The sequence below is a fragment of the Escherichia sp. HH091_1A genome, from assembly GCF_030295175.1.
Lineage (GTDB): Bacteria > Pseudomonadota > Gammaproteobacteria > Enterobacterales > Enterobacteriaceae > Escherichia > Escherichia coli_F.
On the sequence record NZ_AP025747.1, the window covers coordinates 2,250,875 to 2,277,657 of the forward strand.

General features: G+C 50.2%; 23 protein-coding genes and 1 pseudogene. 6 read left to right on the forward strand and 18 right to left on the reverse strand.

All coding sequences use genetic code 11. From position 1 onward, the window contains the following. Positions 1-22: 22 nt before the first annotated feature. Positions 23-3,097, forward strand: coding sequence for an alpha-mannosidase (locus QUF14_RS11195; RefSeq protein WP_000281544.1), 3,075 nt, complete (start codon positions 23-25; stop codon positions 3,095-3,097). 87 nt (positions 3,098-3,184) lie between these two features. Here QUF14_RS11195 and lpxM read toward each other — a convergent pair whose 3' ends face one another. The 3 genes from lpxM to znuA form a co-directional block, all read right to left on the reverse strand. After that, positions 3,185-4,156 carry a lauroyl-Kdo(2)-lipid IV(A) myristoyltransferase gene (gene lpxM / locus QUF14_RS11200; RefSeq protein ID WP_000448381.1) on the reverse strand — a complete coding sequence of 324 codons (972 nt, stop codon included), beginning with the start codon at positions 4,154-4,156 and terminating at the stop codon, positions 3,185-3,187. A gap of 118 nt (positions 4,157-4,274) precedes the next feature. After that, positions 4,275-5,597 carry a murein DD-endopeptidase MepM gene (gene mepM / locus QUF14_RS11205; RefSeq protein ID WP_001184045.1) on the reverse strand — a complete coding sequence of 441 codons (1,323 nt, stop codon included), beginning with the start codon at positions 5,595-5,597 and terminating at the stop codon, positions 4,275-4,277. A 15-nt stretch (positions 5,598-5,612) separates the two neighbouring features. Next, positions 5,613-6,545, reverse strand: coding sequence for a zinc ABC transporter substrate-binding protein ZnuA (znuA, locus tag QUF14_RS11210; RefSeq protein WP_024212292.1), 933 nt, complete (start codon positions 6,543-6,545; stop codon positions 5,613-5,615). Positions 6,546-6,623: 78 nt separating this feature from the next. Here znuA and znuC point away from each other — a divergent pair, with 78 nt between their 5' ends. After that, entirely contained in the window at positions 6,624-7,379 is a 756-nt protein-coding gene (gene znuC, locus QUF14_RS11215) for a zinc ABC transporter ATP-binding protein ZnuC (RefSeq protein ID WP_000202996.1), read from the forward strand. Further along, positions 7,376-8,161 carry a zinc ABC transporter permease subunit ZnuB gene (znuB, locus tag QUF14_RS11220; RefSeq protein ID WP_000571478.1) on the forward strand — a complete coding sequence of 262 codons (786 nt, stop codon included), beginning with the start codon at positions 7,376-7,378 and terminating at the stop codon, positions 8,159-8,161. The genes znuC and znuB overlap by 4 nt, the downstream gene beginning before the upstream one ends. A gap of 177 nt (positions 8,162-8,338) precedes the next feature. Here the strand turns inward: znuB and QUF14_RS11225 are convergent, their stop codons facing one another. From QUF14_RS11225 to QUF14_RS11245, 5 genes are all read right to left on the reverse strand, one after another. Continuing rightward, positions 8,339-9,319 (reverse strand): IS110-like element IS621 family transposase, encoded by a 981-nt coding sequence (locus QUF14_RS11225; RefSeq protein ID WP_000399629.1) that lies wholly within the window; start codon positions 9,317-9,319, stop codon positions 8,339-8,341. Positions 9,320-9,587: 268 nt separating this feature from the next. Then, the gene (ruvB, locus tag QUF14_RS11230) at positions 9,588-10,598 is read right to left on the reverse strand and encodes a Holliday junction branch migration DNA helicase RuvB (protein ID WP_000568522.1); all 1,011 of its coding nucleotides are present in this window, start codon (positions 10,596-10,598) and stop codon (positions 9,588-9,590) included. Positions 10,599-10,606: 8 nt separating this feature from the next. After that, positions 10,607-11,218, reverse strand: coding sequence for a Holliday junction branch migration protein RuvA (gene ruvA / locus QUF14_RS11235; RefSeq protein WP_000580323.1), 612 nt, complete (start codon positions 11,216-11,218; stop codon positions 10,607-10,609). Between the two features lie 167 nt (positions 11,219-11,385). Beyond that, entirely contained in the window at positions 11,386-11,970 is a 585-nt protein-coding gene (locus tag QUF14_RS11240; protein ID WP_001054409.1) for a hypothetical protein, read from the reverse strand. A 37-nt stretch (positions 11,971-12,007) separates the two neighbouring features. Further along, complete coding sequence (locus QUF14_RS11245) at positions 12,008-13,057, reverse strand: hypothetical protein (protein WP_235841535.1); 1,050 nt, start codon at positions 13,055-13,057, stop codon at positions 12,008-12,010. On the opposite strand from QUF14_RS11245, the gene QUF14_RS11250 reads away from it, so the two are divergent. Next, on the forward strand, positions 12,965-13,528 hold the full coding sequence (locus QUF14_RS11250; RefSeq protein ID WP_235841534.1) for a YebB family permuted papain-like enzyme: 564 nt from the start codon (positions 12,965-12,967) through the stop codon (positions 13,526-13,528). The two genes, QUF14_RS11245 and QUF14_RS11250, sit on opposite strands and share 93 nt — an antisense overlap. A 1-nt stretch (position 13,529) precedes the next feature. Here QUF14_RS11250 and ruvC read toward each other — a convergent pair whose 3' ends face one another. The 4 genes from ruvC to aspS are packed head-to-tail and all read right to left on the reverse strand — an operon-like array spanning position 13,530 to position 17,072. After that, complete coding sequence (gene ruvC / locus QUF14_RS11255) at positions 13,530-14,051, reverse strand: crossover junction endodeoxyribonuclease RuvC (RefSeq protein WP_001295503.1); 522 nt, start codon at positions 14,049-14,051, stop codon at positions 13,530-13,532. A 34-nt stretch (positions 14,052-14,085) separates the two neighbouring features. After that, on the reverse strand, positions 14,086-14,826 hold the full coding sequence (locus tag QUF14_RS11260) for a YebC/PmpR family DNA-binding transcriptional regulator (RefSeq protein ID WP_000907234.1): 741 nt from the start codon (positions 14,824-14,826) through the stop codon (positions 14,086-14,088). A 28-nt stretch (positions 14,827-14,854) separates the two neighbouring features. Further along, positions 14,855-15,307, reverse strand: coding sequence for a dihydroneopterin triphosphate diphosphatase (gene nudB, locus QUF14_RS11265; RefSeq protein WP_077626310.1), 453 nt, complete (start codon positions 15,305-15,307; stop codon positions 14,855-14,857). Further along, complete coding sequence (gene aspS, locus QUF14_RS11270) at positions 15,300-17,072, reverse strand: aspartate--tRNA ligase (protein WP_001258663.1); 1,773 nt, start codon at positions 17,070-17,072, stop codon at positions 15,300-15,302. The genes nudB and aspS overlap by 8 nt, the downstream gene beginning before the upstream one ends. Before the next feature lie 309 nt (positions 17,073-17,381). Between aspS and QUF14_RS11275 the strand changes: the two genes are divergently transcribed. Both QUF14_RS11275 and QUF14_RS11280 read left to right on the forward strand, forming a co-directional pair. Further along, positions 17,382-17,948: a hydrolase gene (locus tag QUF14_RS11275; RefSeq protein WP_000891650.1), complete on the forward strand. Its 567-nt coding sequence runs from the start codon at positions 17,382-17,384 to the stop codon at positions 17,946-17,948. After that, positions 17,945-18,046: pseudogene (locus tag QUF14_RS11280) on the forward strand (DUF72 domain-containing protein); the annotation flags it as partial. The gene QUF14_RS11275 and the pseudogene QUF14_RS11280, both read left to right, overlap by 4 nt. Positions 18,047-18,298: 252 nt before the next feature. Here QUF14_RS11280 and QUF14_RS11285 read toward each other — a convergent pair. The 6 genes from QUF14_RS11285 to QUF14_RS11310 form a co-directional block, all read right to left on the reverse strand. Further along, positions 18,299-18,871 carry a DUF4376 domain-containing protein gene (locus tag QUF14_RS11285; protein WP_065225639.1) on the reverse strand — a complete coding sequence of 191 codons (573 nt, stop codon included), beginning with the start codon at positions 18,869-18,871 and terminating at the stop codon, positions 18,299-18,301. Positions 18,872-18,885: 14 nt separating this feature from the next. Continuing rightward, positions 18,886-20,976, reverse strand: coding sequence for a prophage tail fiber N-terminal domain-containing protein (locus QUF14_RS11290; protein WP_286333514.1), 2,091 nt, complete (start codon positions 20,974-20,976; stop codon positions 18,886-18,888). Between the two features lie 64 nt (positions 20,977-21,040). Continuing rightward, on the reverse strand, positions 21,041-21,640 hold the full coding sequence (locus tag QUF14_RS11295; RefSeq protein WP_047085483.1) for an Ail/Lom family outer membrane beta-barrel protein: 600 nt from the start codon (positions 21,638-21,640) through the stop codon (positions 21,041-21,043). Between the two features lie 67 nt (positions 21,641-21,707). Continuing rightward, on the reverse strand, positions 21,708-25,406 hold the full coding sequence (gene gpJ, locus QUF14_RS11300; RefSeq protein WP_286333515.1) for a phage attachment tail tip protein J: 3,699 nt from the start codon (positions 25,404-25,406) through the stop codon (positions 21,708-21,710). A gap of 60 nt (positions 25,407-25,466) precedes the next feature. Further along, complete coding sequence (locus tag QUF14_RS11305; RefSeq protein WP_040089958.1) at positions 25,467-26,039, reverse strand: tail assembly protein; 573 nt, start codon at positions 26,037-26,039, stop codon at positions 25,467-25,469. After that, the gene (locus QUF14_RS11310) at positions 26,036-26,779 is read right to left on the reverse strand and encodes a C40 family peptidase (protein WP_047085485.1); all 744 of its coding nucleotides are present in this window, start codon (positions 26,777-26,779) and stop codon (positions 26,036-26,038) included. The genes QUF14_RS11305 and QUF14_RS11310 overlap by 4 nt, the downstream gene beginning before the upstream one ends. Positions 26,780-26,783 lie beyond the last annotated feature (4 nt).

Genomic DNA, 26,783 nt, shown 5'->3' on the forward strand with positions numbered 1-26,783 from the left:
ATAATTAATTAAAGGGATTTTTATGTATCTTACTGATAATATTATCAAGTTGTCGAATAAAATAGGTCAGAGAGTTTATACTGTTGTCTCTGAAATGTCGATTGAAGCATGGATAACAAAAGAACCGCAGCCTTTTGTTTATCGCCGTAGCGGCGCTTACCAGAAACTCACCGTTGGCTCAGACTGGGGTCAACTTTTTGACTGTGCCTGGATGAGAGTTTATGGTAAACGTCCAGTAGATAAATTTAGACACAAACTTGTCGCTCTCGTTGATATCGGTGGCGAAGGTCTTGTTGTGGATAAGAATGGTTCACCCATCTACGGCATCACGAATAAAACATCATCTTATGGCGTACCGCCAGATAAACCGGGTAAATGGGTGGTTGATCTTTCTCTCGTTAGTGAAAATGACGAGGTTGAGTTTTGGATTGATGCTGCGTGCAACGATTTATTTGGCTATGTCACTAATGGAGGGATTATTACTGATGTTCATATCGCGACATGTAATCAACTACTGAAATCCCTTTATTATGATGTTGAAGTGCTTTTCGACTGGATTAATGATGGTCAGAAGTTTGAATCCATACATCCTAAAGGTATCATCCCAGAAAAAATTATCACCAAAAGAAGCGAGCGTACTGACGAAATCATAAGAATTCTCGAATATATTGATAATACGTTAATTACCTTTAGCAATGAAGAAATAATTAAATGTCAAATTGCAATCCAATCCATAATCAATAAAAACAATAATCCTTCACAGTTCAGGATTATGGCTACTGGTCATGCCCATTTAGATATAGCCTGGATGTGGCCTTTAAGAGAAGGACGCAGAAAAGCAATAAGAACATTTGCTACTGCCCTTGCAAACATTGAAAAATATCCTGATTACATTTTTGGCGCTAGTCAGTATCAACTTTTTCACTGGATAAAAAAAGATTATCCCTATTTCTTCGAAAAGTTAAAAAAACAAATCGCCGCAGGCCGCTTTGAATTACAAGGTTGCTTTTGGGTCGAATGCGATTTAAATCTGGTAAGTGGTGAATCGCTTATAAGGCAAATCATGCATGGGACACGATTCACATTGCAGAATTTTTCAAAGAAGATAAATTATGTCTGGCAACCGGATGTCTTTGGATTCCCCGCAACGCTTCCACAAATTCTCAAAAAATCAGGCATTAACTATATTGCATCGCAAAAGCTCTCACAAAACAAGATTAATAAATTTAATAATTACCTTTTCCGCTGGCAGGGCCTGGATGGCTCAGAAATTCTGATGCATAACTTTCCTGAAGATACGTATGATAGCCGAGCACGTGCTCGCTCTTTAGAATATATTGAACAAAACTATAATGAAAAAGAGATCTGTCCCTATGCGCTTATGGTGTATGGCGTCGGTGATGGCGGTGCTGGCCCCGGTGAGGAACATATAGAACGATTAACACGTATACGCAATATTGATGGCTTACCTCATGTTGATTTCAGCCGTGTTGATAAGTTCTTCACACACGCCGACGCCTTTCGCGAATCCTTGCCCATTATTTCGGGTGAACTTTACTTCGAGGCTCATCAAGGGTGCTATACGTCAGAGTCAGCAACTAAAGCCCATAATCGAATTATGGAAAATAAGCTCCATGATGCTGAATTTTTTATAACTATTACTAATAATATGACATCAATTCTTCGCAGTGAGTTTGATGAAATATGGAAAGCGATGCTGACCTTGCAATTCCATGACATCCTTCCCGGCTCATGTATTTCAAGAGTTTATCATGAAACTGAAAAGGAATATCTTAAACTAGAAGCAAAAACCGAGAAAATTATTTCTGATGCGCAGTCTACTTTATTAAGTAAAATTGACACTTCATCTTATAAAGATCCACACATTTTATTTAATACCACCTGTTTTGCTCGTAACGAATGGATCAATATAAACAACAACTGGCTCAAAGCACGAGTAAACTCTTATGGTTATGCTGTGATTGATCCAAAGAATAAGATCGTAAATGGTCTGAAGGCAGAATCTCGAAGTATTGAAAATAATTACATTAAACTACTTTTTTCAGAAAACGGTGATTTAATTTCGCTATATGATAAAAGATATGGTAAAGAATACATTACTGAAAATATGCACAGTGAGATCCGTGCATACCACGAAGATGCAGGTTTTTTCGCGGCCTGGGATTTTGCTTCAAATTATCGTGATGGGGAATCATATGTTTTACTCGCTGAAAAAATGACAACTGTAATCAGCGGTCCTAAAACTACGATGACGCTGATTTATCACTACAATTCCTCTTATCTTCGCTTCGCATTTACCCTGACACAGGACAGTCCACGCGTTGATGTCCAAACTTTTATTGATTGGCACGAACCTAATGTTTCTCTCAAAGTCAAATTCCCGGTGTCAGTACAAACATCTCTTGCACAATGTCAAATTCAGTTCGGTGTAATTGACAGACCAACGCATAGTGATGATTCGTTCGCTTTTGCCAAAGATGAAATACCAGCACATCACTGGGTCGACCTTTCTGATCAAGAAACTGGCATAGCTTTAATAGCAAAAAACAAATATGGCTATCGTGTCAAAGACCAGACGCTTGAATTAACTTTGCTGCGTTCGCAGCATAAACCTGGGGAAGTTGTTAAGACAGACAATTATGATAATTTCCTGATTAATAATTTTGCAGATATTGGTAAACAAAAATTCATATTCTCCTTATTTCCTCATCATGGAGATTACCGTGTGGGTGGTGTTATTAATCAAGCCTATATAATGAATCATCCCTTACAGGTCGTCCCTGTCAAACCGCACCCGGGTGAATTACCCCCTTCACTATCATTTTTTGCTATCGATACTAACAGCGTTATCATCGAAACAATAAAATTAGCTGAAGACGGCGACGGTATAATCGTAAGATTATATGAGAGTCATGGATTAGAAATTTCAGCCATGCTTTCGTGGGTATGTAATTATCACTACGTTCAATATGTCGATCTTCAAGAAAATAAGTTAGCCGACAGTTTTTATTGCAATCAATATTGCAATCTTGAGTTCAAACCTTTTGAAATTATCACGCTACGATTAACTCAATAGCGTACTAACCTAAAAACTCAAAATAGTGGGAACACTCATTGAGATTTTTTATCAAGTACAGCCTCTCAATAATTTGAGAGGCTTTTTTTATTTGATGGGATAAAGATCTTTGCGCTTATACGGTTGGATTTCGCCCGGTTTGCGAGTTTTCAGCAATTTTAATATCCAGGTGTATTGTTCTGGTCGCGGACCAACAAAAATCTCGACTTCTTCATTCATCCGCCGCGCAATCGTATGATCATCCGCCTCTAACAGATCATCCATCGGTGGGCGCACCTGAATCGTCAGACGATGCGTCTTGCCATCATAAATCGGAAACAGCGGTACAACGCGCGCACGACACACTTTCATCAAACGACCAATCGCGGGCAACGTCGCTTTATAGGTGGCAAAGAAATCAACAAATTCGCTGTGCTCTGGACCATGATCCTGATCGGGTAAATAATATCCCCAGTAGCCCTGACGTACCGACTGGATGAAAGGCTTAATACCATCATTTCTCGCATGCAGACGACCGCCAAAGCGACGACGCACCGTGTTCCAGACATAATCAAAAACCGGGTTGCCCTGATTATGGAACATCGCTGCCATTTTCTGCCCTTGCGAGGCCATCAGCATGGCCGGGATATCGACGGCCCAACCGTGCGGCACCAGAAAAATCACTTTCTCGTTATTACGCCGCATCTCTTCGATGATCTCCAGCCCTTGCCAGTCAACGCGCGGCTGAATTTTCTCCGGCCCGCGTATTGCCAACTCAGCCATCATTGCCATCGCTTGCGGCGCAGTGGCAAACATCTCATCAACAATCGCTTCGCGTTCAGCTTCACTACGTTCTGGAAAGCAGAGCGACAGATTGATTAACGCACGACGGCGTGAGCTTTTTCCCAGTCGTCCGGCAAAACGTCCCAGCCGTGCCAGAATGGGATCACGGAACTTTGGTGGCGTTAAAGCGATACCCGCCATCGCTGCTACGCCCAGCCATGCACCCCAGTAGCGCGGGTGGCGAAAGGATTTATCAAACTCAGGAATGTATTCGCTATTATTTTTTTTCGTTTCCATGCTTTTCCAGTTTCGGATAAGGCAAAAATCAATCTGGTGATAGTGTAGCGGCGCAACTTGCCCCGCACCAAATAAAAAAGCCGGTACTGACTGCGTACCGGCTGCGAATGGATGTTAATTAATCAAACCGTAGCTGTGGCACAATCTCTTTGGCCTGCGCCAGGAATTCGCGACGATCGGATCCAGTCAGTCCTTCGGTACGCGGCAGTTTTGCCGTCAACGGGTTTACGGCCTGCTGGTTTATCCATACTTCATAGTGCAGATGCGGCCCGGTTGAACGTCCGGTATTACCGGAAAGCGCGATACGGTCGCCACGTTTCACTTTCTGTCCTGGTTTCACCAGAATCTTGCGCAAGTGCATATAACGCGTGGTGTAGCTGCGACCATGACGAATAGCCACATAATAACCTGCTGCGCCACTGCGTTTGGCAACCACCACTTCACCGTCACCCACTGAAAGTACTGGCGTACCCTGTGGCATGGCGAAATCAACACCTCTGTGCGGTGCAACGCGACCAGTCACCGGGTTAGTACGACGCGGGTTAAAGTTAGAAGAGATACGGAATTGTTTCGCCGTCGGGAATCGCAAGAATCCTTTCGCCAGACCAGTGCCGTTACGGTCGTAGAATTTGCCATCTTCAGCGCGGATTGCGTAATAATCTTTACCTTCTGAACGCAAACGTACGCCCAGCAGCTGACTTTGCTCACGTTTGCCATCAAGCATTTCTCGTGACATTAACACCGCAAATTCATCGCCTTTTTTCAGTTTGCGGAAATCCATTTGCCACTGCATAGCTTTAATCACAGCGCTCACTTCGGCGCTGGTTAAACCGGCGTTTCTGGCGCTGGCAACAAAACTTCCTCCGACAGTACCTTTCAGCAGATTGTTAACCCATTCCCCTTGCTGCATTTCGCTGGTCATTTTAAAACCGTTAGCGGCAGTACGGTCATAGGTTCGGGTTTCACGACGAGACACTTCCCAGGTGAGGCGCTGCAGTTCGCCGTCCGCGGTTAATGTCCAGGAAAGTTGTTGACCGATTTTCAGGTTACGCAATTCTTTGTCGGCAGCAGCCAGTTGGGTGATATCACCCATATCAATACCATACTGATTGAGAATGCTGCTTAGCGTATCGCCAGTGGAAACAACATATTCATGCACGCCCGCTTCACCGGCGATTTTGTCATCCAGTTCATCCTGGGGAATGGCTTCATCTTCTTGTGCAGCTTGATCAATCGGCTCACTGGCTTCAGGTAAGAGCGAACGAATTTCGTTCTGTTCCAGCTCAATGGTTTTGACAATTGGCGTGGCATCGCGGTGATAAACATAGGGCCGCCAGACAGCGACGGCCAGAGTAAGAACGGTGAGCGACCCCAACATAACGCGGTGTGGTCGCGGTAAATTATTAAACGCCAGGGCGACAGAGCGGGCTATCTGTTGCACGTAATCACTTCCTCATTAATCTCCTTTCAGGCAGCTCGCATACTGGTTGGCTAATTGATTCAGGAATTCTGAATAGCTTGTTTTACCCAGTTTGATATTCGTCCCCAGGGGATCCAACGTTCCCATACGAACGGATGTCCCTCGTGCGACGCTCTCAACGACCGCTGGCCTGAACTGTGGCTCAGCAAAAACGCAGGTTGCTTTTTGCTCAACCAACTGTGTTCTTATTTCATGTAAACGCTGCGCGCCAGGTTGAATCTCAGGGTTAACGGTAAAATGACCAAGCGGTGTCAGTCCGAACTGTTTTTCGAAATAGCCGTAAGCATCGTGAAAAACGAAATAACCTTTCCCCTTGAGCGGCGCGAGCTCGTTACCAACCTGCTTTTCGGTTGAGGCTAATTGTGCCTCAAAATCCTTCAGGTTGGCGTCAAGTTTGGCTCGACTTTGCGGCATAAGTTCCACTAATTTTCCATGGATTGCAACCGCTGTAGCCCGCGCTATCTCTGGGGAAAGCCAAAGATGCATGTTGAAATCGCCGTGATGGTGATCTTCGTCACTTTTTTCTGCGTGGTCGTGATCATCATCATCTCCGTGAATACTTTTCATCAGCAGCGGTTTCACATTCTCTAGCTGCGCAATCGTTACCTGTTTGGCTTCAGGTAATTTACTTACCGGTTTTTGCATGAACGCTTCCATCTCCGGGCCAACCCAAACAACTAAGTCCGCGTTCTGTAAGCGTTTTACATCTGATGGACGCAGTGAATAATCATGTTCTGAAGCGCCGTCAGGAAGTAAAACCTCCGTTTCTGTTACCCCATCAGCAATGGCAGATGCGATGAACCCAATGGGTTTAAGCGAAGCGACAACGGCGGCATCTGCGGCCTGAGTTGCACCGCCCCAGAGAGCGGCAGATAATGCTGCGAAAAGAAGCGTTTTTTTATGTAACATAATGCGACCAATCATCGTAATGAATATGAGAAGTGTGATATTATAACATTTCATGACTACTGCAAGACTAAAATTAACATGACAAGTCTGGTTTCCCTGGAAAATGTCTCGGTTTCTTTTGGCCAACGCCGCGTCCTCTCTGATGTGTCGCTGGAACTTAAACCTGGAAAAATTTTGACTTTACTTGGGCCAAATGGCGCAGGTAAGTCGACACTGGTACGGGTAGTGCTCGGGCTGGTAACACCCGATGAAGGGGTTATCAAGCGCAACGGAAAACTGCGCATCGGCTATGTACCGCAGAAGCTGTATCTCGACACCACTTTGCCACTGACCGTAAACCGTTTTTTACGCTTACGCCCTGGAACACATAAAGAAGATATTTTGCCTGCACTGAAACGTGTCCAGGCCGGGCATCTTATTAACGCACCGATGCAAAAGCTCTCTGGTGGCGAAACGCAGCGTGTACTGTTAGCACGAGCATTGTTAAATCGACCGCAATTATTAGTGCTGGATGAACCCACTCAGGGCGTGGATGTAAATGGTCAGGTAGCGCTGTATGACCTTATTGACCAACTGCGTCGCGAACTGGATTGTGGCGTTTTAATGGTGTCTCACGATCTGCATTTGGTAATGGCAAAAACCGATGAAGTGCTTTGCCTGAATCACCACATTTGTTGTTCCGGCACACCGGAAGTTGTTTCCCTGCATCCGGAGTTTATTTCAATGTTTGGTCCTCGTGGAGCTGAACAACTGGGTATCTATCGCCATCATCATAATCATCGTCACGATTTACAGGGGCGAATTGTTCTGCGTCGGGGAAATGATCGCTCATGATTGAATTACTTTTTCCTGGTTGGTTAGCCGGGATCATGCTCGCCTGTGCCGCGGGTCCGCTGGGTTCGTTTGTGGTCTGGCGTCGTATGTCTTATTTCGGTGATACACTGGCTCATGCCTCATTACTTGGCGTCGCGTTTGGTTTGTTGCTGGACGTGAATCCATTCTATGCGGTAATTGCCGTTACGCTGCTGCTGGCGGGCGGTCTGGTATGGCTGGAGAAGCGCCCACAGCTGGCGATCGACACGTTATTAGGGATTATGGCGCACAGTGCCCTGTCGCTGGGCCTGGTGGTCGTTAGTCTGATGTCTAACATTCGTGTTGATTTGATGGCTTACCTGTTCGGTGATTTGCTGGCAGTGACGCCAGAAGATCTCATCTCTATTGCGATTGGCGTGGTCATCGTAGTGGCGATTCTGTTCTGGCAATGGCGCAATTTGCTGTCAATGACGATTAGCCCGGATCTGGCGTTTGTTGATGGTGTGAAATTACAGCGCGTGAAATTGTTGTTGATGCTGGTGACAGCATTGACGATTGGTGTAGCGATGAAATTTGTCGGCGCGTTGATTATTACTTCGTTGCTGATTATTCCTGCAGCTACTGCGCGTCGCTTTGCCCGCACGCCGGAACAGATGGCGGGTGTCGCGGTTTTGGTGGGGATGGTTGCGGTAACTGGCGGTTTAACCTTTTCCGCATTTTACGATACGCCGGCGGGTCCGTCGGTAGTGCTATGTGCGGCACTGTTATTTATTATCAGTATGATGAAAAAGCAGGCCAGCTAATATGTCGCTGAACACATTTGTCGGATGCGGCGCGAGCGCCTTATCCGACCTACGGTTCGCTACTTTTGGTAGATACTGTTATGGCCTGCAAGTTTTTTTCTACCCTGGTTTCCCAGATTGCAGGCATGCCAGACACAGCGCCGTCAGGCGCTGTTTTTTTCATCCCTTCCGCGATTTTTACGCAGCTACCGGATTATGCCGTGACGCATCGAACGGTACGCCTGACTTCAGCACTCCATACGCCACCTGTGCCAGCTTGCGCATCATCGCGCCGAGAATCACTTTTCCTTTCTTGCCATTAGCCGCCAGACGGTCGCGGAACGCCCGTCCCCACTCAGTCTTACTGGTGGCTACCATTGCAGGCATATACAACGCCCTGCGAAGCGACACATGTCCGGCTTTACTCAACCGGCTTGCCCCTCTCACACTACTGCCTGATTCATAACGCCGTGGTGTCAGACCCGCAAAAGCGGCGAACTGTCTGGCATGGGCGAAGCGGTCCTTCAGACCGATATAAGCCAGTAATACCGCAGATGTTTTCTCTCCGATACCCGGGATACTTTCCAGCAGTTTCCTGCGGTGTTTCATATCCGGATCATCGTCTGTCAGGTCTTTTATCTGCTTCTCAAGACGCTTCAGCTCTGCTTCAAGCCACAGAAGGTGAGCATCAATGCTCGGTCTCTGGACTTCCCGCGCCGTTTCAGTGCGGTTCAGTTCCTGCGTGTGCATATCTGTCAGCGCCTGGTGGCGTACTACCAGGGCACGCAACGCGCGTTCAAGCGGGTGAGGCGCTTCCCAGGCTGCAGGGCGCTTCTGACGACAGAACTCTGCCAGCATGCGCGCATCCACGGTATCAGTCTTGTTACGCAGTCCTTCACTCTGAGCGAAAGCTTTACCCAACGCAGGATTAATGACTGACACTATGTAGCCTGCATCGTAAAGGCACTCTGCGACAGGTTCCATATAGGTGCCGGTCGCTTCGATGCAGATATGCGCATGGTCAATCTTGTGACCCTTCAGCCAGCTCACCAGCTCATCGTGCCCTTTAGTGGTGTTAGCGAATTTTTTGGTGCGATGACGACCATCAGGACGCAACACATCGACATCCAGTTTCTCTTTAGCGGTGTCGATACCGATATAATGAAGTTCATGTTCCATCGTGAAACCAACCTTGCAAATACGGATTACCGGGAAAACCGGTCCATGATACTGTCCGGTTTATCACTTTGGGAGAAAGGCAGTCCGCTGCATAAATCTACGCAACAGGTTGAAAACCTAAGGCCCGATACGGCATGCGGACTGCAGGCAGAGAAAACTGGCCGATTTTCTCTGCACAGGAGGGATAATACAAGGCCTGATAAGACGCGAACAGCGTCGCATCAGGCTTATCGCCAATGTCGGAAGCGGCTTGAATGCCTTATTCAACTTAAGGCATTTCTGGTGGCGTGATGCCGAAGTGGTTCCACGCCCGCACTGTCGCCATACGCCCGCGCGGTGTACGCTGCAAAAAGCCTTGCTGAATCAAATAAGGTTCCAGTACATCCTCAATGGTTTCACGTTCTTCACCAATAGCTGCCGCCAGGTTATCCAGGCCTACCGGCCCACCAAAGAACTTATCGATTACCGCCAGCAACAATTTGCGGTCCATATAATCGAAACCTTCAGCATCAACATTCAGCATATCCAGTGCCTGGGCGGCGATATCCGCCGAGATGGTGCCATCGTGCTTCACTTCGGCAAAATCGCGAACACGACGCAGCAGACGGTTGGCAATACGTGGCGTACCACGCGCCCGGCGAGCAACTTCCAACGCGCCGTCATCACTCATCTCAAGCCCCATAAAACGGGCACTACGACTGACGATATATTGCAGATCCGGCACCTGATAAAACTCCAGACGTTGCACAATACCAAAACGATCGCGCAACGGTGATGTCAGCGAACCTGCGCGCGTGGTTGCACCAATCAGGGTAAACGGCGGCAAATCAATTTTAATGGAGCGTGCCGCCGGACCTTCACCAATCATAATATCCAGTTGGTAGTCTTCCATTGCCGGATACAACACCTCTTCCACCACTGGCGAAAGACGGTGGATCTCATCAATAAACAGCACGTCATGCGGTTCAAGGTTAGTGAGCATCGCTGCCAGATCGCCCGCCTTTTCCAGCACTGGACCGGAAGTCGTGCGTAAATTCACGCCCATTTCATTGGCGACAATGTTGGCAAGCGTAGTTTTACCTAAACCAGGAGGACCAAAAATCAACAGATGATCGAGGGCATCTCCGCGCAGTTTCGCTGCTTTGATGAAAATCTCCATCTGTGAACGAACCTGCGGTTGACCAACATACTCTTCCAGTAATTTAGGGCGAATGGCGCGATCTGCCACATCTTCCGGCAAAGTGGTACCGGCAGAAATCAGACGGTCTGCTTCAATCATCCTTTACCTCATAACGCGGCGCGCAGGGCTTCACGAATTAATGTTTCACTGCTGGCGTCAGGGCGAGCGATTTTGCTCACCATCCGGCTTGCTTCTTGTGGTTTATAGCCCAGCGCCACCAACGCGGCAACCGCTTCCTGTTCAGCATCGTCGGTCGCCGGGCTGGCAGGTGACGTGAGTACCAGGTCGGCAGCTGGCGTAAAGAGATCGCCATGTAAACCTTTAAATCGGTCTTTCATTTCGACAATCAAGCGTTCGGCGGTTTTTTTGCCAATACCCGGCAGTTTCACCAGAGCCCCGACTTCTTCACGCTCAACGGCATTAACGAACTGCTGCGCTGACATTCCGGAGAGGATTGCCAATGCCAGTTTAGGCCCAACGCCGTTGGTTTTGATCAACTCTTTGAACAACGTGCGCTCTTGTTTATTGTTAAAACCGTACAGCAGTTGCGCGTCTTCACGCACCACAAAGTGGGTGAAAACGATCGCTTCCTGACCCGCTTCAGGGAGTTCATAAAAACAGGTCATCGGCATATGCACTTCATAGCCTACGCCGCCCACTTCAATTAATACCAGCGGGGGTTGTTTTTCAATGATGATGCCTCTGAGTCTGCCTATCACATGACGCTCCTGCGTAATGAATCAAAGATAATGCTGTATGATAAAAAAATGCTGGATAGATATCCAGCGAGGGATGATATTAAATCATTTCAGAACTGATAATCCTTTGGCTCACGGTATCTGAAATTTTCTATGAATCACCTTACATCGCACTCTTTCTTTGACTTCTAATGGCCAATTTTTCCACGTTCCTTGCTGGCGTGCTTCCATTCGCGGCATTTTTTTAGTTGGTGAAGGAGTAAGACCGCAAATATAAATGCGCTTATTGCCCATATAGCTATCAGAATCGGCAAAGGGCTGATATTGAAAAACACGTTTTCACAGGGTTTCCCGATGGCGGGGCGATCTTTTACAACCTTCACGCACATGGTGATTCCTGGTTTTATACGCTTGTCCTCAACATGCAAATTCCATGTCTTACCGTCAATCTGCCAGGTCAGGTCATAGGCATACAGCCCCGAGCAATCAATCCTTCCTCCCCGCAGTAAATTGCAGGAGTGCGAGGCGCTACGCTTAAAATTACTGGTATAACGAATCGAAGAAACTTTTGCGAGCGTAGTCAAGCTATTGCGGTGGTACTCATACTCCTGAACGGCAGCATAACTGGTATAAATCGCTAAAAAGAAGTAAAAGAGCGCAATTGGCTTCCTGAAACGTGGGTAGTGAGCTTCCATGAGATAGATGCTTAATATCAACGTCCCGGCAAGAGCAAATGAGATTAAAAGCTGATTGAATACGCTTGATAAATTCATCCGCGCCTCTGTATCTGGCAAGCAGGTAGAGGACTAATCATTCAGCGAGTCCCTGAACGCTGAATTTTTGCGGGATCATTCCACTATCAATACGCCACTGATATGACTCCGTATGCGCTAACTCGTCACCATTAAGATCAATCGAGACCTGGTTTGAGTAAATATCATACTCATCAATTATGTCAGCGCCTGAGTATTCATACAGAGCATAATATCCTGCCATCAAATCCCCCTTCGACACCCTTTCATAACTTTTTAGCACATAGCCATATCGCCAGTTAATCAAATCAAAAAGAATGCTTTCGGCGTCCTCTCTTGCAAAAATATCATCCCCCACTCTGATGATAAAACTTCCGGCATTAATTTTATAATGATGTTTTCCCGGCAGAAATTCAAAAGCCTGAGTGAGTGAAAATGATTCTTTATAATGATCACCCGCAGGAATAACTTGCCAGCCATCGACCCCATCATAAATTCCACACATCCCATCAAGGACAATGTTGCTTGTTGTGATGTCAAAGGCTTTATTGCAAGGCATCAAACCACCTTCAAAGATATAAGCAGGTTGATTATTGCTATTGTAGAAATCCAGTAAAGCATTCACCACCTGCCCCTGCTGTATAACGCTAAGCCTCACGGTGACACCACTTTGCGCCATTCTCGCATCGTTAAGGCTTGCACCAGCTTCACCCACGCCGTAGATATCATCACGCATATGAATAATTTGAGGCACAAACTCATTATTCTCATTTAAAGAAATACGTCCATATCGCCAGGGATAGCGAATGACATTATCTTGAGCAAATACATTCACGCATTGACTGATCGAAACTATAATTATCACATTAATAAATAACCGCATAAAACATTCCTTGTCATTATTACAATACAATGCTAATGCTTTACCATCACGAAAGATAGATGCTGTTTTATATATAAATAATGGATTGATATAGTGAAAATAAATTACCCAGCTAAATATGAAACCGGTGATATTGTTTTTACCTGCATCGGTGCTCGCCTGTTTGGGCAAATCTCTGCAGCCTCGAAATGCTGGAGCAACCATGTGGGGATAATCATCGGACATGACGGTGATGATTACCTGGTTGCGGAGAGTCGAGTTCCGCTCTCCACAATCACAACTTTGTCACGATTTATTGAACGGTCGACCGATCAACGCTACGGTGTTCGCCGCCTGGCAGGAGGTTTAACCGCAGAGCAGAAACTTGCTCTTGTCGAAAAGGTCCCTGCCCGGTTGCATAAGTTCTACCACACCGGTTTTAAATACGAATCTTCCCGCCAGTTCTGTTCAAAATTCGTTTTTGATATTTATAAAGAGGCGCTATGTATCCCGGTGGGTGAAATTGAGACGTTTGGAGAACTGTTAAATAGCAATCCGAATGCAAAACTCACTTTCTGGAAATTCTGGTTCTTAGGTTCTATTCCGTGGGAGCGTAAAACCGTCACGCCAGCCAGTTTGTGGCATCATCCGGGTTTGGTGTTGATTCATGCGGAGGGAGTAGAAACGCCTCAGCCTGAATTGACCGAGGCGGTATAACTTAACGCAGTCGCCCTCTCGCCAGGTTCAGCCGCGATTCGCTCATCTGCATCGCATTCTGACTAACGTGGCAGTGGGTGATGGCAATTGCCAGCGCATCAGCGGCATCCGCCTGAGGATTAGCGGGGAGTTTCAGCAAGGTGCGAACCATATGCTGCACCTGGCTTTTTTCGGCACTACCAATACCTACCACCGTTTGCTTTACCTGACGTGCCGCGTATTCAAATACCGGTAATTCCTGATTCACCGCCGCCACAATCGCCACGCCACGCGCCTGCCCCAGCTTCAGGGCCGAGTCAGCGTTCTTCGCCATAAAGACTTGTTCAATGGCGAAATAATCAGGCTGGAACTGGGTGATGATTTCCGTCACGCCCGCATAGATGAGCTTAAGACGAGACGGTAAATCATCCACTTTGGTGCGTATACATCCGCTACCCAGGTAGGACAGCTGCCTGCCCACCTGGCGGATGACGCCATAGCCGGTCACGCGCGAACCCGGGTCAATGCCGAGAATAATAGCCATCACGCGTCTCCGTTTTGCTGTTTAGCAGGCCTCATCAGAGAGTCGCTGCAACCTCATCAGAGATTTCACCGTTATGGTAGACTTCCTGCACGTCGTCGCAATCTTCCAGCATATCGATCAGACGCATCAGTTTCGGTGCGGTTTCTGCATCCATATCAGCTTTGGTGGACGGGATCATGGAAACTTCCGCGCTGTCTGCTTTCAGACCTGCAGCTTCCAGAGCGTCGCGTACTTTGCCCATTTCCTCCCATGCAGTGTAGACGTCAATCGCGCCATCATCATAGGTCACAACATCTTCAGCACCAGCTTCCAGAGCTGCTTCCATGATGGTGTCTTCATCGCCTTTCTCAAAGGAGATCACGCCTTTTTTGCTGAACAGATAGGCTACGGAACCATCAGTACCGAGGTTACCGCCACATTTGCTGAATGCGTGACGCACTTCAGCAACGGTACGGTTGCGGTTATCAGACAGACATTCAATCATGATTGCCGTGCCGCCAGGACCGTAACCTTCGTAGATGATGGTTTCCATGTTTGCATCATCATCACCACCCACACCACGGGCAATTGCGCGGTTCAGGGTGTCACGGGTCATGTTGTTAGACAGTGCTTTATCAATAGCTGCTCGCAGACGCGGGTTAGCATCCGGATCGCCACCGCCCAACTTAGCCGCGGTTACCAGCTCACGAATGATTTTAGTGAAGATTTTACCGCGCTTAGCATCCTGCGCAGCTTTACGATGTCTGGTGTTGGCCCATTTACTATGACCTGCCATAAAAATATCTCCAGATAGCCCTGCCTGTTCAGGCAGCGTTAATTACAAACTGTTCAATCGCCTGCCGGTTGCTCCATGACTTTGTGAGCGCCGCCGCAGCATGCGCATCAAGCCACTTGTAGGCCAGATGTTCAGTGAAAACGATCTGGCGCTCGTGCGGGAGTGCAAGACAGAACCAAGATTCCGTATTACGCGTTACGCCCGGCGCATAGCGATGACGTAAATGTGAAAAAATTTCAAACTCCACCGTGCGCTGACAGTCAATTAAGGTCAGTTGTTCAGCGACAACATCAATGGTGACCTCTTCCTTTACTTCGCGCATGGCGGCTTGCGGCGCGGTTTCCCCCTCTTCCACACTGCCGGTTACTGACTGCCAGAAATCGGGATCATCACGCCGCTGTAACATCAGCACCCGTTTCGTATCTTGCGCATAAATAACCACCAGAATAGAAACGGGACGCTTATAAGTCATATCAATTATTCTCTGCCTTCTTCACAACCTGAATGCTCAGCTCGGACAGAGCAGTCGGGTTAGCAAAGCTTGGCGCTTCGGTCATCAGACACGCTGCCGCCGTGGTTTTCGGGAAGGCGATAACGTCACGGATGTTGTCGGTACCGGTCAGCAGCATGGTCAGACGGTCAAGACCGAATGCCAGACCTGCGTGCGGCGGAGTACCGTATTTCAGGGCGTCGAGCAGGAAGCCGAATTTCTCGCGCTGTTCCTCTTCGTTGATCCCCAGAATACCAAACACCGTCTGCTGCATATCCCCATTATGGATACGCACAGAACCACCGCCCACTTCGTAACCATTGATGACCATATCGTAAGCGTTCGCCACCGCATTTTCCGGTGCAGCTTTCAACTCTGCCGCCGTCATATCTTTCGGTGAGGTGAACGGATGGTGCATTGCCGTCAGGCCGCCTTCACCGTCGTCTTCAAACATCGGGAAGTCGATAACCCATAGCGGTGCCCATTTGCTTTCGTCGGTCAGACCAAGGTCTTTACCCACTTTCAGACGCAATGCGCCCATCGCGTCGGCAACAATTTTCTTGTTATCAGCACCGAAGAAAATCATATCGCCATCTTGCGCGGCAGTACGATCCAGGATGGCTTCGATGATTTCAGCGTTGAGGAACTTCGCTACCGGGCTGTTGATACCTTCCAGACCTTTCGCACGTTCGTTAACTTTGATGTACGCCAGACCTTTCGCGCCGTAGATTTTAACGAAGTTACCGTATTCGTCGATCTGCTTACGGGTCAGCGATGCGCCACCCGGAACACGCAGAGCAGCAACGCGGCCTTTCGGATCGTTCGCCGGACCTGCGAATACCGCGAACTCAACGGATTTCAGCAGATCGGCAACGTCAGTCAGTTCCATCGGGTTACGCAGATCCGGTTTATCAGAACCATAACGGCGTTCTGCTTCCGCAAAGGTCATTACAGGGAAATCACCGAGATCCACGCCCTTCACTTCCAGCCACAAATGGCGTACCAGCGCTTCCATCACTTCACGCACTTGCGGCGCGGTCATGAAAGAGGTTTCCACATCGATCTGGGTGAATTCAGGCTGACGATCAGCACGCAGGTCTTCGTCACGGAAGCATTTTACAATCTGATAGTAGCGGTCAAAACCGGACATCATCAGCAGCTGTTTGAACAGCTGCGGAGACTGCGGCAGTGCGTAGAATTTCCCTTTGTGCACACGAGAAGGCACCAGGTAGTCACGTGCGCCTTCCGGCGTGGCTTTGGTCAGCATCGGAGTTTCGATGTCAAGGAAGCCGTGGTCATCCATAAAACGGCGCACCAGGCTGGTGATTTTAGCGCGGGTTTTCAGGCGCTGAGCCATTTCCGGGCGACGCAGGTCGAGGTAGCGGTATTTCAGACGCGCTTCTTCGGTGTTGACGTGGTTAGAGTCAAGCGGCAGAACGTCTGCGCGGTTGATGATGGTCAGCGAGGAGGCCAGCACTTCGATTTCGCCGGTCGCCATATCGCGGTTGATATTTTTTTCATCACGCGCACGTACGGTGCCCGTGACCTGAATGCAGAACTCATTACGCAGTTCAGAGGCCAGCTTTAACGCGTCCGCACGATCCGGATCGAAAAATACCTGCACGATACCTTCGCGGTCGCGCATATCGATGAAGATCAGGCTACCAAGATCACGACGACGGTTGACCCAACCACACAGAGTCACCTGCTGCCCCACGTGGGACAAACGGAGCTGTCCACAATATTCTGTACGCATGAGATATCCCTTAACTTAGCTGCCGGCGGATGCCCCCTGCTGCGCAGGTGACCAAGTCGCAGCGTTAGCTGTATGTCACAACTGAATGAAAAAAGGCGGCTATTATACTGGAAATTCTGCCGCACCGTAAGAGCCTGGCCCGCGCTGGAACGCCTCGTTACCACTTTATATCGGGCCTGAAATCAGACTCTACGCCAGTTTGCTATAAAGGTGTTGCCCGAACTCATAAAAATTAACAAAATTTGTCGTTCCGCCATCGGCTAATCGCATTAAGGTGAGAGGCACGATTTTGTTTTATCAGGAGACAATATGCTTGAACTGAATGCTAATACCACTGCGCTGGTGGTAATTGACTTACAAGAAGGCATCTTACCTTTTGCCGGTGGTCCTCATACTGCCGATGAGGTGGTTAATCGAGCAGGGAAGCTGGCGGCGAAATTTCGCGCGAACGGTCAGCCCGTGTTTCTGGTGCGCGTTGGTTGGTCTACCGATTACGCCGAAGCATTAAAACAGCCGGTTGATGCCTCCTCCCCCGCTAAAGTGTTGCCCGAAAATTGGTGGCAACATCCTGCTGCATTGGGTGCAACAGACAGCGATATTGAAATCATCAAACGTCAATGGGGTGCGTTTTACGGTACGGATCTGGAGTTGCAATTACGCCGCCGGGGTATCGATACAATAGTATTATGTGGGATCTCGACCAATATCGGTGTTGAATCCACCGCCCGCAATGCCTGGGAACTTGGTTTTAATCTGGTGATTGCCGAAGACGCCTGCAGCGCCGCCAGCGCTGAGCAGCATAATAACAGCATCAACCATATCTACCCACGCATCGCCCGTGTGCGCAGTGTGGAAGAGATCCTCAACGCATTATGATTTACATCGGTCTGCCGCAATGGTCGCATCCTAAATGGGTGCGGTTGGGGATCACCAGCCTTGAAGAGTATGCCCGCCACTTTAACTGCATGACAGGACTATTTTAAAAATCACTAAAGAACGCCTAAGAGCATTCGCTTTCTCTAGTGTATTCAACACGTTAAAAATTAACACCATACGAAATTCGGTTAAGTTCGTATGTGTTATAGTGTCCCAACCATGCCCCAAAATGTCCCAAAACAGACATTTCTGTCCCATACATGCCCCAAAGCACCCCATGTAAATCTAATTCACATCAAAACAACCCTGATCAATATCTTTACAAGGGGCTGGCATATCAGTGATTTTTATTACGTAACGTCAAGCGCTCGAATTGAAGCCAAGTCATTCAGATTATTCAGTTGTTCCTTCATCTCGCGCTGGCGTTCGTGGATTTTAAAGCCCTCCGCCACCATGGCCACCATCATGGCATCGTTCAGCGCAATAAGTTTCTCCCTGGTCAGTACGACGTTGTTATTATCCGCATCAGTCCAGAAAAAACCATCCGGAAGCAGTCCGGCCTGCGCTGTTGCAACCACGGGGGCAAGGCGTGACTGCGAGGTTTTTCCGCCATCAAAACGACGGCCATCAAACGTGAAAATAAACTCAACGTTTTCCTGACTGTCGCGCCATGCCTCAATTTCCCGCCTTTTGGCATCCTTTGCCGCTGCAATAAGTTCCGGCGTGACGGTGAACGGGGCGATTTCGCCCCATTTCCCGCTTTGCAGCTCCTGCCAGACATGCTGGCCTGTCGGGGCCATATCATCCTGTATGGCAGTATACAGGGCGAACTCCGTTTCACCTTCAAATAACACCTCGCAGTCAACCGCACCATTTTCAAGATAATGTGCGTTTCTGATGCCTTTCACCGCTCTGATTTTCATGCCTGATTTCCTCATTACTCAATGCGTACAAAAAGACCGATAAAGCCACGCTGAGTACCATAATTGTTACCCAGGCCCGAAAGCGCCGTGTAACGACCGGGGAAGTTGTATTCACCGGCACCGCCAATCACAACCTGCGGTGAGGATGCGTATGTCCCTGTATCACTAACCGGTGCACTCATGGCCAGAGGACCAAGACGGGAACCCGGCACAGTATCACCGAGTCCCAGAGAAGCATTTTCACCAAAACTTTCTCCCTGATATACCGCCATAATCGGCACACCGACGGCCGGGTATTGGTAATATGAGAACGGACCATTACCGGCGGTTGAGGACATCAGATATGCCAGGGAGTTGCCGTCATACACAATAAGGCTTGATGTTGCATTCCAGCTGTTACCACTGTAGCGATAACGCATACAATGTATGCTGTGCTCATCCTCGTAATACTGGTTGTAGTACAGCAGCATTTTGAATTTACGCGCTGAGTCTGAACCATCGTTATCAGAGGGTGACCACATCACATCAATGATACCGTTAAATTTCGTGGTCCCCTTCAGCAGCGTGGAGGAGTCCGCAATACTGACCGCATAACGCCCCGGTGTGACTGTCTGCAGCCATACTACGAAATCAGCCTGTCCGTTAAATGACAGAGCGTCGGCGCTGGTGAATGCCTGACCAAATCCATGCATCCCGGACAGGGCCAGCCTGCCCGGTGTGCGGTCGCGAATATCACTCTGGGGTTCCATCGTCGCAGCTGCTTTCAGCTCAAGCTCCGTGCGCATGGCTTCAGCTGTGTCATGCGCCAGTAATGCGCGGCCCTTCTCTGACAGCAGAGACAGTGAGGCATTCCCGTCTGTATTGAAGTACAGAAGATTATCTGACCGTTGCGTCAGTGCGCTGATTGCCGTTAAGACGTCATTAAGCGGTTGTTTGCCTGCCAGCGCGTTTGTGATTGTCGTCGCAAAGTTCGGGTCATTGCCCAGCGCCGCTGCCAGCTCGTTCAGGGTGTCCAGAACTTCCGGCGATGAGCCAACCAGCGCAGCAAGCAGTTTGCGCACAAACGCTGCGTTCGCTGCTTCCAGACCGGCGGCATCATCCGGTGGGGTTGGGGTGGTTGGGGTGCCGGTGAAGGCCGGGCTGTCCAGTGGCGCTTTTGTTTTCGTCTCGTCCATGACGGTTTTGACAGCCTTTGGCGTGGCAGCCAGTTCCTCGCTGTCGTTGTCCGTATCACTACACAGTTGCACCAGACCTTTTTCTGTCGTGGAGGCATTTGTTGCATTCAGGTCATCAACTATCTGCTGCGCCTCATCCCTGTACTGTTTCGCTTCCTGCGCATTGTCTGCACCTGCATCCTGGCTGGCTTTAGCCTGTCGGGCGTATTCGGCAGCGTTATTTTCATGCCCGAGTGCAGCATTTGCTGCATTTTCCGCGCTGGTTGCAGCTGATGATGCGGCATTATGATAAAGGCGGGCACGTTCGGCGGCATCGACTGATTCATCCCGCGATGTGCCTGATGACTGTGCGCTGTTTTCTGCCTCACCCGCAAAACGTTCCGCATCATCACGGGCCGTTGCGGTTGTCGTCACATCCTGTGCCGTCTGCTGTGCGTTTCCGGCTGCAGCTTCGGCGCTCTGCTGTGTCTGATTTTTTAGCTCTTCTGCCTCATCCTTACTAACCGCCGCAGATGTTGCTGCATTGATTGCATCATCAGCAGCTGTTTCTGCTCTCTCCCTGTCACTGACCACCTGCTCAGACAAGCGAACAACGGTATTTACCATTTCCTCAAAACGCTTCATTACCTCAGGGCGTAAATCACCCTCCTTTGGTGCATCCAGAAAAGCATTCAGCGTATCCGGCTCATCTGTCGGTGCAACATAAATTTCCCCCGCCTTTACAGGAGGATGCCCTGAGCGGGACAAAAATACATCATAAAATCCCGGCTCAGCATTAATAGTATACCCGCCATCACTTCCCGTAAGACAGGTTGCCACAATATTAACCACAACTGTCGGACTGGTTCTTCTGGCACGCAATTCAATCGCACAGTTTACGACAGGCTCACCCGCTCCGTCCTTCAGGACACCTGAAATCTTTACTGCCATATTCACCCCACAAAAAAGCCCGCCTGAACCGGCGGGCTGTCATAACACTGTGTTACCTGGCTAATCAGAATTTATAACCGACACCCACGATGAAACCGTCAGTGCGCCAGTCGCCACTGCCGGAGCCTTCATAAGCAATATCAATGGCCACGGATTCGGTCGGGTTAAACTGCACGCCAGCTCCCCACGCCAGAGACGTGTTGCTGTGGCGACCGTCATCACTTCCGGTCAGCACATCGTGCGTTTTCCCCTTATTGTCAGTTACGCGGAGATAATCCCCGGAGAAAGTCGACACACGGCTGTAAGCCACACCCGCCATCGCATACGCGCTGAACCATTCATTCACGCGCACAGACGGCCCCGCCATTACGCTGAACCAGCGGTTACGAACGGAATCTTCATGCCAGCGGGTATCACTGTAACGGGTCAGCTGGCGATTCTTGTCTCCTGCATAGCTGAATGACGTCACCAGCCCCAGCGTGTCCGTAAATTCATAACGGTATTTCACGTTAATGCCCTTCAGGTCATCGTTTCCGGGCATATCAGTATGGGACTGAAGATACCCGCCGCTTAGTGTGGACTGATGCTCTGCTGCACTCGCTGGCGTACCAGCGGCGACCAGCCAGACTACTGCAGACAGAATAACAGCACATAATTTACGCATAATTACCTCTCGCTTTTCTGCAATAAAAAAGGCGCCATTTCTGGCGCCCGTATCTGGGTTATAAAATTCAGCTAATCGTGATGCCTGCAGTGGCTTTCTTCATCACCACAACCAGCAAATCGCTGATACTTGCTGTGGGATACCAGTTATTTACCAGCCATGCTGACACCGAAAACTCCAGTGTCATGTGACCATGACCAGCCGGCATATCAATAACACCACTGTAAATCAGCGTATTATCCAGCGCGGTACGGTTATAAATTTCAGCACCGTTTTTCCGCACTATCAGACGGCATGAGGAGTAAATATCAGTATGCTCTTTCTCATGTTTAGCGCCGCTGAATGCCACCGCCGGAATAACAATCTGCCGGTCAAACGGCTGATCGTCATAAACCCTGACGGTAATGGTCCCTGATGGCCACCGTTCCGGTGCACGGGAGTCCCGGGGGAAAGCTTTGCCCACTGTTTTAACGAGATCGCCTTCAATCTGATTGGCTGACAGTTTCCCCTTAATCTGACAGTTCTCATTTATCGTGACGTTGTTGAGCGTCCCGGAGTTCGCATTCACGTTACCGCTGATATCGGCATTTTTAGCGGTCAGCTTTCCGTCCGGTGTCAGGGAAAATGCAGGAGGATTACCGCCGCTGGTAATGGTGGGAGCCGTCAGATATTTCAGGAACACTTCATTCATGAATATCTGATCACCCTGACCAACAAACATCGGTTTTGTGTTGCCATTTGCAGGATTAATCATCGCAATCCTGTCTGCCGCCAGCAGCACCTGACTCTGCATGCCGTCAGGGGTGTTCTCAATACCGGCACCGATACCCGCAATATAAAGGCGACCATCCTGCATCTGCTGCAGTTTCACGGCCCACATACTGTTCAGGTTATTACTGGTGTCCGTCTGAACCTTTTGTATCTGCTGGATGGTGGCCTCCTGATCTCCCAGCTTCTGGTCCGTTGTCGTCATGATTTCACTGCTTTTTTGATCCACATACTGGCGAACCTGCGCTATCTGGCGTGCATTCTCCTCATTACTCTGACTGACCGTCTGCGTGAGTTCGCTGCTGACGTTATCCACTCTCTGGCTCACCTGTGATATACCCAGTGACAGCTCATCATTTTTTTTCGCAACCAGCTGTGTGAGGCTGTTTTCTGTCTCCCCGATTTTTTGGGTCACTTCAGCAATATCACTCTCTATCTGCTGATTGATCTCATCCTCCAGTTGCTCAACTTCACTGCGCAATGCCGAGGCATTAATACGATCGTTCAGCTCCTGCCCCAGCAGGGTGCTGTTTATTTTCCCTTCAAAAAAATTGAGATACACCTCAGCATCATTAACCGGCTGGCCGACAGCTTCCACAAACGCTGATTTACCGACGATGTTCACACTGCGGATATAAAAGTAATAATCATGGCCCGGCCTGATATTAATACTGGCAGCTGTCCAGTACATCGCCGTACCAAGATAGCGGGCTGTGGTTTCAACCTGCCGGATATCCGTAATCTGATTTTCCGAGAACCAGAACTCAAACTGCACCGTCGGGTCATACACCGCAAGACGCGGGACTGCCGTTATCTGAAAATACCCCGGTATCAGTTCAATAGTGACAGGCGCTGCCGGTGCCGCAATCCGGAACGATACCGACGCCGGATCACCCTGCTGCCCCCGGGCATTTACCGCCCGGACCGTCAGCATATAACGCCCCAGCGCCAGTTGTCTGAAGCGGTATGTGGTTTCCGTTGTCCGGGCTGTGCTGACCAGCCGCTCACTGCCGTCGTCCGCTGCCACGGTCAGGCGAAGCATGAAGCTCACGCCCTTCACCACCTTCGGCGTGTCCCAGCGGGCCAGTACCTGATACTCCCCGCTGTCTGCGGTGACTTCGGCGGTAAGGTGCTGCACCGCTGGCGGTGTGACACCATTCACCGTGCCGCTCTGGTCGCCGTCAAAGTGCGCCCCGTTATCCACGATGGCTTCTTTTTCCGGTACATGCTGCACGGCGGTGATGGCATACGTGCCGTCGTCGTTCTCACGGATACTCACGCAGCGGAACAGGCGCTGGCGCAGCGTCGGCAGCTTCAGCCCCCACACGCTGTACTCGGCAACGCCGTCAGGAACCCGGCTCACTTTCACCTTCACGCCGTCGGTGACGGACTGGACCTCCACACTGACCGGATTACCCTCACCGTCAACCAGGCTTATCAGCGTGGTGCCGGAGGATGGCAGCGTGATTTCACGGTCGAGCGTCAGTGTCCGCGTCTGGCTGTTCACTGCCAGCACACGCCCACCGATGCTGATCCCCGCATAGTCATCATCACAGATTTCAATGACATCGCCTGGTACATGGCGAAGCCCTTCGGCACCCACGCTGAAGTCCACGGTCTGCGTTTCCAGCAGTTCCGTTTTAATCAGCCACAGCCCGGCGCGGTGCGCCTGCCCCCGCCTGGTACAGCCAAAGGCATCCATCTTCGTGACGTTACGACCGTAACGGGCAATGGCCTGCGTATCTTCAACAAGCTCTGTCGCCGTCTCCCAGCCGTTATCCGGGTCAATCCAGTTCACCTCAACGGCATTATGGCGGTCCTTCAGGGCGCTGAAGCTGTAGCGGAATGGCGCGCCATCATCCGGCATCACCACATTACTGCGGTTATAGGTCCACACCTTATCCGACGGTCTGTCCTGCACGAACGTCAGCGTCTGCCCGTTCCATACCGGCATACAGCGCATCGCCGAACAGAAATCACTGAGCACATCCCACGCCTTACGCTGTGTGGTCAGGTAAGCGTTACAGGTGATGCGCGGCTCCGTGCCGCCAAAGCCGTCCGGCACCGACTGGTCGCAATTCTGGCCGATGACATACAGCGCCCATTTATCCACATCCGCCGCACCAAGACGTTTCCCCATGCCGTAGCGCGGATGGGTCAGCATATCCCACAGACACCAGGCCATGTTGTTGCTGTATGCCGGTTTAAACGTTCCGTCCCAGATACCGCTGTATTGCCGCGTCTGCGGGTTATAATTCGACGGCACCTGCAGAATACGCCCGCGAAGATGATAATTACGACTCACCTGCTGGCTGCCGAACTGCTCCGAAACCACCTGCACGCCGACCAGTGCCGTGTTCGGATAGCACTGTTTCACATCGATGATTTCGGTGTATGACGACCAGAGCGTTTTGTTCTGCAGCTGGTCTGTGGTGCTGTCCGGCGTCATCCTGCGCATCCGGATGTTGAACGGGCGCGGCGGCAGATTATCCACCACCACCGAGGCCAGATACTGCGAGGTGGTTTTGCCCTTAATGGTGATGTCTTTTTCCGTCACCCAGCCACCGTTACGCTGAATCTGAACCAGCAGGCGGACTTCCGACGGATTCCGGTCCCCCTTTGAAGTGGTTTCCACCAGAGCCTGCACACCGAAGGTAAAGCGCAATCGGTCAATGTTTGCAGATGTGATGGTCCGGGTGATCGGCGTGTCGTATTTCACTTCCGTACCCAGCACCGTCTCGGAACCGGAGGATTCAAATCCCTCCGGCGGTGCCTGCTCCTGCTCACCTGCCCGGAACACGACCGTGACACCGGAGATGTTGGTATTCCCCTCAGTGTCCAGCACCGGCGTACTGTTCAGCAGCACGCTTTTTAATCCATCCACCGGACCTTCAATCGGCCCTTCGCTGATGGCATCAATCACACTCAGTAACTGCGTGGACTTCAGGTTGTCCTTCGCTTCACGCGGGGTATGCCCCTTACTGCTGCCTTTACCCATTCCTCACGCTCCATAAACGACAAAACCGCCCGCAGGCGGTTTCACATAAAACATTTTGCATCAGCGACCAATCACCACAACCTGACCACCGTCCCCCTCGTCTGCCGTGCTGATCTCCTGAGAAGCCACCCGCGACCCCACGCGCATTTCACCGTACAGAACAGGCAGAACATTGCCCTGGGCAACCATGTTATCCAGTGAGGAGAAATAGGTGTTCTGCTTACCGTTATCCGTTGTCTGTGTACGGGGAGTTCTGGCTTTCGGTGCCAGCATCTGAGCCACACCACCAAGTACCATACTGGCACCGAGAGAAAACAGGATACCGGTCATACCACCGGCCCCAATGGCTGCCCCCCATGCTGCAAGGGTGGCTCCGGCAGTAAAGAATGATCCGGCAATGGCGGCAGCCCCCAGGACAATCTGGAATACGCCACCTGACTTGGCCCCGGCGACTCTGGGAACAATATGAATCACAGCGCCATCAGGCAGAGTCTCATGTAACTGCGCCGTTAACCCGGACGTGCTGACGTCCCGCCCGGCAATCCGTACCTGATACCAGCCGTCGCTCAGTTTCTGACGAAACGCCGGGAGCTGTGTGACCAGCGCCCGGATGGCTTCGGCCCCCGTTTTCACACGAAGGTCGATGCGGCGGCCAAATCGTTGTAAATCCCCGTAAAGGCAGATGCGTGCCATGCCCGGTGACGCCAGAGGGAGTGTGTGCGTCGCTGCCATTTGTCGGTATACCTCTCTCGTTTGCTCAGTTGTTCAGGAATATGGTGCAGCAGCTCGCCATCACCACAGTAAATGGCGGCATGATTCGGCACCGATGAACCAAAACAGCACAGTAGCACATCGCCCGGCTGCGCCGCTGTCAGTGCGACACGGTAAAAACCAGTTGCCTCCAGATTATCCAGATAGAGATTCTGGCCGTTACGCCACCAGTCATCCCCGCGATGAAAATCCGGCATCTCAATCCCCGCCAGATGGTAAGCATCCCGGAACAGCGTGTAACAGTCCGTCACCCCGTACTCAAAGCGTCGCCCGGTAAGATGTGGCACACAGCGGAACTTGTGAATCGCCCCCCGGCAGACCAGCCACCACGGCAAATCACTCTGCACCTGCAGCCGCCTGTCGGCCTCACTCAGCCAGGGCAGTCCACCGGGGTGGCTGTGGACCAGCACCACAATCTCACCCTGCATTTCTGCCCGCAGCCAGTCCTCCGGCGACATCCGGAAATACGCCTCCGGCTCACCGGAGATATTCACGCAGGGAAGATACCTGTCTCCCTCCGGCGTTCTCACCACGAAGCCGCACGATTCCGCAGGCGAACACCGCCGGGCGTGCGCCAGAATCGCTGATTCAGTCTGTGTCATAAAA

Bases quoted from the DNA above. Each gene is read 5' to 3' on its own strand.
- QUF14_RS11225 (WP_000399629.1), bottom strand. From the start codon at position 9,319: ATGGAACATGAACTTCATTATATCGGTATCGACACCGCTAAAGAGAAA.
- znuA (WP_024212292.1), bottom strand. From the start codon at position 6,545: ATGTTACATAAAAAAACGCTTCTTTTCGCAGCATTATCTGCCGCTCTC.
- QUF14_RS11245 (WP_235841535.1), bottom strand. From the start codon at position 13,057: ATGTCCGATGATTATCCCCACATGGTTGCTCCAGCATTTCGAGGCTGC.
- QUF14_RS11260 (WP_000907234.1), bottom strand. From the start codon at position 14,826: ATGGCAGGTCATAGTAAATGGGCCAACACCAGACATCGTAAAGCTGCG.
- QUF14_RS11240 (WP_001054409.1), bottom strand. From the start codon at position 11,970: ATGAATTTATCAAGCGTATTCAATCAGCTTTTAATCTCATTTGCTCTT.
- lpxM (WP_000448381.1), bottom strand. From the start codon at position 4,156: ATGGAAACGAAAAAAAATAATAGCGAATACATTCCTGAGTTTGATAAA.
- znuC (WP_000202996.1), top strand. From the start codon at position 6,624: ATGACAAGTCTGGTTTCCCTGGAAAATGTCTCGGTTTCTTTTGGCCAA.
- QUF14_RS11285 (WP_065225639.1), bottom strand. From the start codon at position 18,871: ATGAAAATCAGAGCGGTGAAAGGCATCAGAAACGCACATTATCTTGAA.
- QUF14_RS11195 (WP_000281544.1), top strand. From the start codon at position 23: ATGTATCTTACTGATAATATTATCAAGTTGTCGAATAAAATAGGTCAG.
- QUF14_RS11275 (WP_000891650.1), top strand. From the start codon at position 17,382: ATGCTTGAACTGAATGCTAATACCACTGCGCTGGTGGTAATTGACTTA.
- aspS (WP_001258663.1), bottom strand. From the start codon at position 17,072: ATGCGTACAGAATATTGTGGACAGCTCCGTTTGTCCCACGTGGGGCAG.
- ruvC (WP_001295503.1), bottom strand. From the start codon at position 14,051: ATGGCTATTATTCTCGGCATTGACCCGGGTTCGCGCGTGACCGGCTAT.
- gpJ (WP_286333515.1), bottom strand. From the start codon at position 25,406: ATGGGTAAAGGCAGCAGTAAGGGGCATACCCCGCGTGAAGCGAAGGAC.
- QUF14_RS11290 (WP_286333514.1), bottom strand. From the start codon at position 20,976: ATGGCAGTAAAGATTTCAGGTGTCCTGAAGGACGGAGCGGGTGAGCCT.
- ruvB (WP_000568522.1), bottom strand. From the start codon at position 10,598: ATGATTGAAGCAGACCGTCTGATTTCTGCCGGTACCACTTTGCCGGAA.
- QUF14_RS11310 (WP_047085485.1), bottom strand. From the start codon at position 26,779: ATGACACAGACTGAATCAGCGATTCTGGCGCACGCCCGGCGGTGTTCG.
- QUF14_RS11295 (WP_047085483.1), bottom strand. From the start codon at position 21,640: ATGCGTAAATTATGTGCTGTTATTCTGTCTGCAGTAGTCTGGCTGGTC.
- znuB (WP_000571478.1), top strand. From the start codon at position 7,376: ATGATTGAATTACTTTTTCCTGGTTGGTTAGCCGGGATCATGCTCGCC.